The organism is Roseateles sp. DB2, from assembly GCF_051857535.1.
In the GTDB taxonomy this organism is placed as follows: Bacteria; Pseudomonadota; Gammaproteobacteria; order Burkholderiales; family Burkholderiaceae_C; genus Roseateles_B.
Genome location: NZ_JBPZGY010000007.1, coordinates 71429 through 83077 on the forward strand (window position 1 = coordinate 71429; position 11649 = coordinate 83077).

Genomic DNA, 11649 nt, shown 5'->3' on the forward strand with positions numbered 1-11649 from the left:
TTGAGCGCCGATGCCCATCGGCGCTCTTTTTTTGCCCGGAGAAACCCGTGGTGATCCGGGTAATCCGGGGGGGCGTGGTATCCCTGCCCTGCCGCCCCGCTTGTACGTTTTTGCCACCATCCCCCCCTATTCGTACAAGTGAATGCGGGCGATTGGCGAAATAGTCCGCGCAGATAAAAAGGACTGAGCCCAAGGCATCAGTGCAGGGCCACCCGGGGCCGCGGGGCCAGGTGGTGAAGAAGAGGTAAAGGCCAACGAGGGATACGCGCCAGCGACGCGTTGCATTTGCAGGAACCGGGTTCAACGTGGACCCGCCGGGACTCCGCTGTTCGGGAGCCCGGCCAGACAGGGCCTCCACGGTGCCTGACGGCAATCCGGCGTTTGAAAGAAGTACCTCCCTGTCCGTCGAAAGATGGGCAGCACTTCCATCCTTAGAGCAAGAGAGACAAGCAATGAACAAGAGATCAAACAAGACCCTGCGGACCCTGTTCGCACTGGCTGCGGTGGCCTCGGCCACGCAAGTGTTGGCTGCTGAGCGCGTCGAGCTGGGTCACGGCAAGAACGCTTCGGGCACCCAGTCCCTGGTGCCCGGCGCCCAAGGCGCCGCGGCCCTGGGCCTGCGGGCCGAGGACCTGCGCGCGACGCGCAGCCAGACCTATGCCAGCGGCCTGGTGGTCACCCGCCACCAGCAGCTGTTCCAGGGCGTTCCCGTCTGGGGCCACAGCATTGTCGAGCACCGCAGCGGCGCCAAGGGCATTGCTGCCGCGAACTCCCAGTTCTCCGGCGTGATGGTCAACAAGATCGAGCAAGACCTGGCCAGCGCACGCCCGACCCTGAGCCATGCAGATGTGCTGGCCCAGGCACGCGGCCTGGCTCGCGCCATCGACGCCCGCAACGAGCAGGTCCAGCTGTTCGTTCGCCTGGACGAGAAGAACAAGGCTCAGTTGGTCTACCAGGTGTCCCTGCTGTCCGGCCAGAACAAGTCCCTGAGCCGCCCCTTCTTCCTGATCGACGCCAACACCGGCACCGTGATCGACCGCTGGGATGGCCTGAACCATGCCAACGGCACCGGCCCCGGCGGCAACCAGAAGACGGGCACATACGAGTACGGCAGCAATGGCCGTCCCTACCTGGATGTGCTCCAGAGCGGCAGCACCTGCAAGCTGGAGAATGCTGACGTCGTCACCGTCAACCTGAACGGCGGCACCTCGGGCAGCACCGCTCACAGCTTCACCTGCCCCCGCAATACCGTGAAGCAGATCAATGGCGCCTACTCGCCGCTCAACGACGGTCATCACTTCGGCAATGTGGTCTTCCGCATGTACCGCGACTGGCTGAATCTGCGTCCGCTCAGCCAGAAGCTGCAAATGCGCATCCACTACGGCAGCAACTACGAGAACGCCTTCTGGGACGGCACGGCCATGCACTTCGGGGACGGCGGCTCCACCTTCTATCCGCTGGTGTCGCTGGACGTGACGGCGCACGAAGTCAGCCACGGCTTCACCGAGCAGAATTCCGGCCTGGTCTATTCCAGGCAGTCCGGCGGCATGAACGAGGCCTTCTCCGATATGGCCGGCGAGGCCGCCGAGTACTACGACCGCGGCAGCAATGACTGGCTGGTGGGTGCGGACATCTTCAAGGGCTCGGGCGCCCTGCGCTACATGGATGATCCCACCAAGGATGGCCGCTCCATCAATCACGCCTCGCGCTACACGGACTCGATGGACGTGCACCACACCTCCGGCGTCTACAACAAGGCCTTCTACACGCTCTCCACCAAGTCGGGCTGGAACACTCGCAAGTCCTTCGAGATCTTCACCGATGCGAACCGGCTGTACTGGACGCAGAACGAGACCTTCAACAACGGTTCCTGCGGCGTGATGAAGGCTGCTCAGAGCCGCGGCTACTCTGTTGCCGACGTCATCAGCGCGTTCAATGTGGTCGGTGTCACCTGCCCGAATCCGCCCTCCGACGGCCTGCCCGCCATCAGCAGCCAGCCGGCCAGCGCGACGGTGACGGTGGGCTCCACCGCCACTTTCAGCGTGACGGCCACCAGCGACACGGCCCTGAGCTACCAGTGGCGCAAGAACGGCAGCGCCATCAGCGGCGCCACCTCGGCCAGCTACACCACGCCGGCCACCACCACGGCTGACAACGGCGCGCTCTACAGCGTCGTGGTGACCAATGCCAAGGGCAGCGTGACCAGCGCCAACGCCACGCTGACCGTCAAGAGCAGCGACACCACCCTGCCGGTGATCACCAGCCAGCCCGCCAGCGTGACCGTCAACGCAGGCAGCCCGGCGACCTTCTCGGTCACCGCCACCAGCGGCAGCGCCATGAGCTACCAGTGGCGCAAGAACGGCAGCGCCATCAGCGGTGCCACCTCGGCCAGCTACACCACGCCGGCCACCACCACGGCTGACAATGGTGCGCTCTTCAGCGTGGTCGTCACCAATGCCAACGGCAGCACCACCAGCGGCAACGCCACGCTGACCGTCAATGGCGGCGGCACCGGCGGCACCACGGTGACCGGCACCCTGAGCAGCGGCGGCTCAGCCACCTACCCCAGCGGCAGCCCGGGCTACCACTACAGCGCTGGCGGTGGCGCCTTCAAGATGAACCTGACCGGCCCCTCCAGCGCTGACTTCGACCTGTACCTGTACAAGTGGAACGGCAGCTCCTGGTCCGTGGTCGCGCGTTCGGAAGGTTCGACCTCCACCGAGGCCATCAACTACACCGGCACGGCGGGCTACTACTACATCGAGGTCTACTCCTACGCCGGCAGCGGCACCTTCACGCTGAACTACACCCTGCCGAAGTAAAGCCTCGGGGCTTCTGCGGTCGGCGATGCATCGTCGACCGCAAGACCTGACCCTTGCCGGCGCCCTGTGTCTCGCGATGCAGGGCGCTTTTCCTTTGGCGCCCAGCCTCTGGGCTGGGGATCAGCGCCTTGGCTGGGCCTGAAAGAAGTCCCAGAGGGTGTCGTTGGCGTTCAGGGCCTGCGAGGGCTGACCCTTGCCCGGGCGGCTGCGCCCTCCCCCCGGCCAGCTGTGGCCACCGGTCTCGGTGGTGCACAGCTGCACCTGCACGCCCTCGTCGCAGCCGCTGTAGCGCTCGCACCAGGCGCCGGGCTTCTGCAGCACCTTCTGCGGCGTGGCGCCGCAATGGTTGCGCTGCACCCAGCGCTGCGTGGTTTCAGGCACGGAGACGAAGTCCATCACCTTGCTGTTGTCGCGGAAGGCCTCGGGGCCGGCGCCGCCCTGGTAGAGCACGTGGTCGTCGTCCAGGGCATGGATCATCAGCACCGGGACGGGCCTTCGTGGCTGGCAGCTGAGGGAGGCGTCCGTGCCGGCCACGGCGGCGATGCCGGCCAGCTGGTCGCTCAGCTCGCAGGCCAGGCGGTGGCTCATCATGCCGCCGTTGGACATGCCGGTGGCGTAGACCCGGCGCGCATCCACGGTCAGCTGCTGCTTGAGGTACTCGATCAGGGCGCGGATGAAGGCCACGTCCTCGCTGCCGCTGTCGCGCGCAGAGCCGCAGCAGCCGCCGGCATTCCAGGTGGCGAGATGGTGGCCGGGCAGTCCGCTGTGGCCGTTGGGAAAGACGGCGATGAAGCCCGCGCTGTCGGCCTTGCTGATGAGGCCGTAGCGGCTGTCATCGGCCTGCAGCTTCATGCTGCCGCCTCCGCCATGGAAGGCCAGCACCATGGGCATGGGCTGGCCCGGGCGGTAGCCGGGCGGCACGTGGACCAGGAAGAGCCGCTCCCTGCCCATGACTTCGATGCGGCCCTGGTGAGTGCCAGGACGGGCCAGCGATCCATCGCCCGCCGGATCCACCTTGCGCCCTTCGCGGCGCTCAGCCAGGCGTTCGCGGATGCGCTCACGCACGCTGCCCTGCTGGGCCTCGGCCACAAGGACGGCGCCCGCCAGCATCAAGGCGATCAGGCCGGCAACAAGCGTCGTGCGGCGAGCGCTCCTCGGCAGCATCATGCGCGGGTCTCCTCTTTGCTGCCCGTGCCTCGGCCGGGCTCAGGTCTTGTGGGGATGGGGGTGCGTGTGATCGTGGTGATCGTGGCCACAGCCGGGACCATGCACGTGGGCCTCGGCCTTCACCGCCACGCCGACCGGCTTGCCGCCCTGGGCGGCCGGGTGTCTGTGGTCGTGTCCGTGGTCATGCCCGTGGTCATGCCCGCAACCGGGGCCGTGCACATGGCCATGATCGTGATTGTGGTGCTCGTGGCCACAGCCCGGTCCGTGCACATGCGGTGCCGGTGCATGGGGTGCCAGGACGCGGATCAGCGAGCCGTCCTCGCCCACCAGCACGTCGCCGTCATGCAGTTGCGTACCCTCGGGCAGTTGCACCGTCAGCAGGCGGCCCAGGCTGTCGCTGGCCTGGAAACGGGCGGCGGCGGTCTGGCTGGCGTCCAGGCTGACCTGGCTGGCGCGCTTGAGCAGCACGGCGGCCAGGCCTTGGCCCTGGGGCAGGAGTTTGGAGACTTGGGTCATGGGAACATCTCTTGGCAAAGCGCCGTCGGCACGATGCTTGGCATTGTCCTTGATCGGCTCGGCCTCTTTGGCCGCCTCTCGCCATTGCAGCGCGGCTGGCCCGGCGCCTGCATGTCTGCCCGGTCAAGAAGTGCGAAGCCTGCAGCGCCCGGGCCGCGGCCTGGCTCGATGAAGTTGCGTGAAGTTGCGCCTGAACCCGCACGCCAGGCCCTGACAGCGATTGACGGCCTGTTTTGTGCGATGCAACAATCGCGCCCGTCCCAACAACGGAGTCCCCTCGTGGACAGTCCCAGTCCTCAACGCCCTTCTTGCGAAGCCTGCCGCCAGGCCCTCGCAGCGCTGACGCACTGAGCCCCCGTTGATGGGTGGCCCGGTGTCCTGCCGCTGCCACCCCCGCCCCGGAACAGGCCTTGCCTGGACCTCACTTCCGGCGGACCGCTTCGCTCCGCATGCTTTCTTTCGCCAGCTGCCGGACGACCTGCGGCGCTCCCCGTGCATCGCCATGCCCGAGGTCGCCACCCCTGCGCCCGATCGGCCGCGGCGCTTTGCCTGAGCTTCCCGCCCATGAGCAAGAACACGCGCGAATTCTTTGCCCGCCCGGCCGTCGAGGCCGGCATCAACCGCTGGGACTGGGCCTTGCTGCCCCTGGTGCTGGCCACCCTCGTCCTGATGGGCTACGGCGCCGCCCAGATGGCACGGCCCTTCGAGCTGGGCGATGTGCTGCCCCTGAGCCTGGACCCGACCCAGCTCCCCTACTACCTGCTGCGCACCACGCTGCGCATGTTCATCGCCCTGGCGGCCGCCCTGGTCTTCAGCTGCGTGTTCGCGGTGCTGGCGGCCAAGTACCGGTCGGCCGAGCGGGTGCTGGTGCCACTGCTGGACATCCTGCAGTCCATTCCCATCCTGGGCTTTCTCTCGATCACGGTGACGGGCTTCATCGCCCTCTTCCCGGGCAATCTCTTCGGGGTGGAGTGCGCGGCCATCTTCGCCATCTTCACCTCGCAGGCCTGGAACATGGCCTTCAGCCTGTACCAGTCCCTGCGCACCCTGCCGTCGGAGCTGCAGGAGGCGGCGCGCGTGTTCCAGCTCTCCGGCTGGCAGCGCTTCTGGCGCCTGGAGCTGCCCTTCGCCATGCCGGGCCTGCTGTGGAACATGATGATGTCCATGTCCGGCGGCTGGTTCTTCGTGGTGGCTTCCGAAGCCATCACCGTCTCGAACCAGAGCATCAAGCTGCCCGGCGTGGGCTCCTACATCGCCCTGGCCATCGAGGCACGCGACCTGGCGGCCATCGCCTGGGCCATCGTCGCCATGCTGATCGGCATCCTGCTCTATGACCAGCTCTTCTTCCGCCCACTGGTGGCCTGGGCGGACAAGTTCCGCTTCGAGGAAAACGCCAGCGAGCAGGCGCCGCGGTCCTGGCTGCTGAGCTGGCTGCGCCGCACCCAGGGCGTGCAGGCCCTCGCCAGGTGGGCCGGGCGGCAGCTGCAGCGCAGCCTCACGCTCTTCCGGCTCCGCCACGATGGCACCTCGGCTCGCGCGCGGCCCGCCCTGCCCTCGCCCCTGGGCCGGCGGCTCTGGGACGCCGTGCTGGCAGCCGCCGTGGTGTTCGCGGTCTGGCGCCTGCTGAGCTTCGTCCATGCGGAGGTGGGCTGGGCCGAGGTGGGGCATGTGTTCCTGCTGGGTGGCTACACGCTGCTGCGGGTGCTGGTGCTGATCGCACTGGCAGCGCTGCTGTGGGTTCCCATCGGCGTGTGGATAGGCCTGCATCCACGCTGGGCCGGACGGCTGCAGGCCGTGGCCCAGTTCCTGGCGGCCTTCCCGGCCAACCTGCTGTTCCCGCTGGTGGTGCTGGGCATCGTGCACTGGAAGCTTGACCCGGACTGGTGGCTGTCACCGCTGATGGTCTTCGGCACCCAGTGGTACATCCTCTTCAACGTCATCGCTGGCGCGTCCGGTATTCCGGGCGAGCTGCGCTTCGCGGCGCAGAACCTGGGGCTGAAGGGCTGGCTCAAGTGGCGGCGTTACCTGCTGCCGGCGGTCTTTCCCAGCTTCGTTACCGGCGCCATCACCGCCAGCGGCGGCTCCTGGAACGCCAGCATCGTGGCCGAGTACGTCAGCTGGGGCGACACCACCCTGCGCGCCCAGGGCCTGGGCAGCTACATCGCCGAGATGACGGCCCGAGGAGACTTCCCGCGCATCGCCCTGGGCATCGGCGTCATGTGCGTCTTCGTCATGGGGCTCAACCATTTCGTCTGGCGCCGCCTCTACCGGCTGGGCGGCGAGCGCATGCACTTCTGAACGGAACTCGAGGGATCCCCATGACACAAGCCATCATCGAACTGAAGGGCGTGGGCAAGACTTTCCGCTCGGCTGACGGCCACGTCCGCCCGGTGCTGGACGGCGTGGACTTCACCCTGCGCGAGGGCGAGATCGTCGCGCTGCTGGGCCAGTCCGGCTCAGGCAAGAGCACCCTGCTGCGCATCATGGCCGGGCTCATAGAGGCTGACCGCGGCGAGGTGCGCTACCGCGGCCAGCCGCTCTACGGCCCGGCGCGGGCCATCAGCATGGTCTTCCAGTCCTTCGCCCTCTTTCCCTGGCTGACCGTGCAGCAGAACGTGGAGCTGGGGCTGGAGGCGCGGGGCGTCGGCCAGGCCGAGCGCGCGGCCAAGGCCGAGGCGGCGATCGAGCTCATCGGCCTGGCCGGCTACGAGGGGGCGCTGCCGCGAGAGCTCTCCGGCGGCATGCGCCAGCGCGTGGGCATCGCGCGCGCCCTGGTGACTGAGCCCGAGGTGCTGCTGATGGACGAGGCCTTCTCCGCCCTGGACGTGCTGACCGGCGAGCGCCTGCGCGAGGACATCCTGGAGCTTTGGCAAGGCGGCGGCATGCCCACCCAGGCCATGCTGGTGGTCTCACACAACATCGAGGAGGCCGTGCTGATGGCGGACCGCGTGCTGGTCTTCGCCAGTGACCCGGGCCGCATCCGCTGCCAACTGGCCATCCAGTTGCCACGGCCACGCAATCCGGACAGCGCAGAGGTACGAGCGCTGATCGACGAGGTCTACGCCCTGATGACGGCCGGCGCCGGGCGCCCGGTGCGCACCGGGTCCGAAGCAGCCAGCGAGGCCACGCCCCTTGCCGAGCGCCTGCCGGAGGCCGACGTGGCACGCATGGACGGCCTGCTGGAGCTGCTGGCGGCACCGTCCTTCGCGGGCCGCGCCGACCTGCCGCAACTGGCCCGGGCCTCCGAGCTGAGCGACGCCCAGATGCTGCCCGTGGCCCACGCCCTGGCCCTGCTGGGCCTGGCCCTGCTGGAGGACGGCGACCTGCAGCTGAGCGCCCTGGGGCGGCACTATGTGGACGGCGGCCATGCCCTGCGCCAGGAGCTTTTCGGGCAGCAGCTGCTGGACCGCGTCCCCCTGGTCGCCCACATCCGCCACAGCCTGGAACGGGAGAGCAGCGGCCAACTGCCCGAGCAGCCCTTCCTGCGCCTGCTCAGCGAGCACCTGGCTTCCAGCGAGGCCGAGGTCGTGATGAACACGGCCATTTCCTGGGCGCGGCATGGCGAGGTTTTCGAGTACGACTTCCACACGGGGCTGCTGCGCCTGCCGACCGGAGAGTTGGAGGCGCAGGACGAGGCGGTCTGAGCCCGCACCGTGCCTGTGGGACCGGCGTTCATCCCCCGAAAACCGCCGTTCATGGTGGCCCCAATGGCGGCAACGAAGGCGCGGACTATGCTCGCGCGCCATGAAAAAGTCCGCACTCCGACCTTCCACCCCCTCCCTGCTGACCCTGGCCAGCGCCCTGCTCTGCAGCGGCCTGGCCCTGGCCGCCGACGCGCCGGCCTCGCCCGCCCCCTCCGCCAAGAAGCCTGCCTGGGACGTCAACCGTCCGCCCGGCGAGGCACAGACGGTGTCCATCGACGTGCGCAGCGGCACCTGGATGAGCGTGGACGTGAGCCCAGACGGCCAGACCCTGGTCTTCGACCTGCTCGGTGACCTCTACACCCTGCCCATGGCCGGTGGCGAGGCCCGGGCCCTGACCCGCGGCCTGGCCTGGGACATGCAGGCGCGCTTCTCACCGGACGGCAAGCAGATCGTCTACATGTCTGACGCTGGCGGCGGCGACAACATCTGGGTGATGAACGCCGACGGCACAGGCGCCCGTGCGCTCACGACGGAAGATTACCGCCTGATGAACAACCCCGTCTGGCATCCCAAAGGCCAGTACGTGCTGGCGCGCAAGCACTTCACCGGCACCCGCTCGCTGGGCTCGGGCGAGATCTGGATGTACCACCTGGACGGCGGCAAGGGCGTGCAGCTCAACGAGAAGCCCAGTTGGCAGAAGGACCGCGGCGAGCCCGCCCTCTCGCCCGACGGCCGCTTCCTCTACTACTCGCAGGACAGCACGCCCGGCAGCAGCTTCCAGTACAACAAGGACGGCAACGGCGAGATCTTCCGCATCTACCGCCAGGACCTGCAGGATGGAACGACCGAGCCCTTCGTGACCGGCCCCGGCGGCGCTGTCCGCCCCACGCCCTCGCCGGATGGCAAGTACCTGGCCTTCGTGCGCCGCGTGCGCGGTGCCGCCGGCCCGCAGTCGACCCTGTTCCTCAAGGACCTGCGCAGCGGCCGCGAGTTCGCCGCCTGGGGCCAACTGGAGCGCGACCTGCAGGAGAGCTGGTCCGTGCATGGCGTCTACCCCGCCTTCGCCTGGACGCCCGATGCCAAGGCCATCGTTCTCTGGGCCCAGGGCAAGCTCTGGCGCGTCGACCCCTTCAAGGGCAGCGCCACCGAGATTCCCTTCCATGTGAAGGACACCAGGGAGATCCGCCCCGCCCTGCGCTTCGCGCATGAGGTGGCGCCGGCCGAGTTTGACGTCAAGCAGCTGCGCTGGGTGACGGTCTCGCCCGATGGCGGTCAGGTCGTCTACTCGGCTCTCGGCCGGCTCTACGTGAAGGACCTGAAGGGCCAGGCCCCGGCACGGCCCCTGGGCAAGGAGGAAGGAGGCTTTGCCTACTACCCCAGCTTCTCCCGCGACGGCCGCGAGCTGGTCTACGTGCGCTGGGACGACGCGGCGCTTGGCAGCATCTGGAAGCTGGACCTGGCCTCAGGCCGCGAGACCCGCCTCACGCAGGCCCCGGGCAAGTACCTCGCACCGCGCCTCTCGCCGGACGGCAAGTGGGTGGTCTACCAGAAGTCCAAGGGCGGCTACCTGACCTCGCCGGTGCATGGCCTGGAGACCGGCCTCTACCTCGCACGTGCCGACGGCCAGGGCGAGCCCCAGCTGCTCAGCAGGGACGGCACGGCGCCGCAATGGGGACGGGACAACGAGGCGGTCTACTTCACCCGCAGCGCCCATGCCAGCGAGGTCGACAGCGTGCACAAGCTGGTGCGCCTGAACCTCAGGGACCGCAGCGAACTGGAGGTCGCCAAGAGCGAGTTCGCCAGTGAGTTCAGCCTCTCGCCGGATGGCCGCTGGCTGGGCTTCGTCGAGCGTTTCCATGCCTATGTCGTGCCGCTGCCGGCCACGGGCAAGAGCCTGTCCCTGGCACCCAAGATGGACGCCGTTCCGGTCAAGCAGCTGGACATCAATGCGGGCGAGTACCTGCAGTGGTCCGGTGACAGCAAGACCCTGCACTACGCCCTGGCCGACCAGCTCTTCAGCGTGCCCCTGGAGCAGGTCTTTGCCAAGAGCGAAGGTCAGGCCTACAAGCCGGCCGAGCAGGGCCGCGCCATCGGCTTCCGGCAGAAGGCCGACAAGCCGCAGGGCCGCATCGCCTTCACCGGCGGCCGCATCGTGACCATGAAGGGTGACGAGGTCATCGAGAACGGCACCCTGCTGGTCGAGGGCGACCGCATCGTGGCCGTGGGCCCGTCGGCCGCCATCGCCCTGCCGGCCGACGCGCGCCGCGTGGACGTCAGCGGCAAGACCCTGATCCCCGGCCTCATCGATGCCCACTGGCATGGCGGCATGGCCGAATCGCGCCTGATCCCGCAGCAGAGCTGGGTCAACTACGCCTCGCTGGCCTTTGGCCTGACCACCATCCACGACCCGAGCAACGCCACGGCCGAGATCTTCACGCAGTCCGAGATGCAGCGCGCCGGCCGCGTGGTGGGCCCGCGCATCTTCTCGACAGGCACCATCCTCTACGGCGCCAAGGCCGACGTCAGCGCACTGATCAACAGCTACGAAGACGCCCTCACCCACCTCAAGCGCATGAAGGCCGCAGGAGCCATCAGCGTCAAGAGCTACAACCAGCCGCGCCGCGAGCAGCGCCAGCAGGTGCTGGCCGCCGCGCGCGAGACCGGCATGATGGTCGTGCCCGAGGGCGGCTCGCTGTTCCAGACCAATATGAGCATGGTGGTGGACGGCCACACCGGCGTCGAGCACGCCCTGCCCGTGGCCAAGGTCTACGAGGACGTCAAGCAGCTGTGGCCGCAGACGGCGGTAGGCTATACGCCCACGCTCAACGTGGCCTACGGCGGCCTGGACGGCGAGCACTACTGGTACGCCCGCACGGACGTCTGGAAGCACCCCATCCTGTCGAAATTCGTGCCGCGCTCGGTGCTGGAGCCGCGCAGCGTGCGCCGCGAGACGGCACCCGATGAGGACTTCAACGTCATCCAGGTCGCGAAAACAGCCACCGAGCTGGAACGTGCCGGCACCCGCACCAATATCGGGGCGCACGGCCAGCGCGAGGGCCTTGGCGCGCACTGGGAGATGTGGATGTTCGGCCTGGGCGGCATGAGCTCGCTGGAGGCCCTGCGCAGCGCCACCCTCAATCCGGCCCGCTACCTGGGACTGGACAAGGACATCGGCTCGCTGGAGAAGGGCAAGCTGGCTGACCTGGTGGTCATCGACGGCGACGTGCTCAAGGACATCCGCCAGAGTGACCGCATCAGCCAGGTGATGGTGGGTGGCCGCCTCTATGCCGTACCCAGCATGAACGAGGTCGCGCCACGGCAGAAGGCCCGCAAGCCTTTCTTCTTCGAGGGCGATGCGGCAGGCACGCCGCTGGATGCCGACGCCCTGAGCGAGGGGCACGGGCACCACGGGCATTGAGGGAACGGCAGGGGATTTCAAGTCCCCGCCCAAGCCCTCAGGCTGCTGCAGGAAGGATGAAGGGCGCGCGGGACGCCCTTCA

The 11649-nt window shown here is 68.2% G+C and carries 6 protein-coding genes; 4 read left to right on the forward strand and 2 right to left on the reverse strand.

Features of this window, described 5'->3' with window-relative positions; all coding sequences use genetic code 11:
* Positions 1 to 452: 452 nt before the first annotated feature.
* The gene (locus ACS5PK_RS12770) at positions 453 to 2822 is read left to right on the forward strand and encodes a M4 family metallopeptidase (protein ID WP_439440628.1); all 2370 of its coding nucleotides are present in this window, start codon (positions 453 to 455) and stop codon (positions 2820 to 2822) included.
* Between the two features lie 120 nt (positions 2823 to 2942).
* On the opposite strand, the gene ACS5PK_RS12775 is transcribed toward ACS5PK_RS12770, so the two are convergent.
* Both ACS5PK_RS12775 and ACS5PK_RS12780 read right to left on the reverse strand, forming a co-directional pair.
* On the reverse strand, positions 2943 to 3989 hold the full coding sequence (locus tag ACS5PK_RS12775; protein ID WP_439440629.1) for an extracellular catalytic domain type 1 short-chain-length polyhydroxyalkanoate depolymerase: 1047 nt from the start codon (positions 3987 to 3989) through the stop codon (positions 2943 to 2945).
* A gap of 39 nt (positions 3990 to 4028) precedes the next feature.
* Positions 4029 to 4505, reverse strand: coding sequence for a hypothetical protein (locus ACS5PK_RS12780; RefSeq protein WP_439440630.1), 477 nt, complete (start codon positions 4503 to 4505; stop codon positions 4029 to 4031).
* Between the two features lie 564 nt (positions 4506 to 5069).
* Between ACS5PK_RS12780 and ACS5PK_RS12785 the strand changes: the two genes are divergently transcribed.
* The 3 genes from ACS5PK_RS12785 (at position 5070) to ACS5PK_RS12795 (ending at position 11567) form a co-directional block, all read left to right on the forward strand.
* Positions 5070 to 6803 carry an ABC transporter permease gene (locus tag ACS5PK_RS12785; RefSeq protein ID WP_439440631.1) on the forward strand — a complete coding sequence of 578 codons (1734 nt, stop codon included), beginning with the start codon at positions 5070 to 5072 and terminating at the stop codon, positions 6801 to 6803.
* Positions 6804 to 6823: 20 nt separating this feature from the next.
* Complete coding sequence (locus tag ACS5PK_RS12790) at positions 6824 to 8149, forward strand: ABC transporter ATP-binding protein (protein ID WP_439440632.1); 1326 nt, start codon at positions 6824 to 6826, stop codon at positions 8147 to 8149.
* A 100-nt stretch (positions 8150 to 8249) separates the two neighbouring features.
* Entirely contained in the window at positions 8250 to 11567 is a 3318-nt protein-coding gene (locus ACS5PK_RS12795; RefSeq protein WP_439440633.1) for an amidohydrolase family protein, read from the forward strand.
* Positions 11568 to 11649 lie beyond the last annotated feature (82 nt).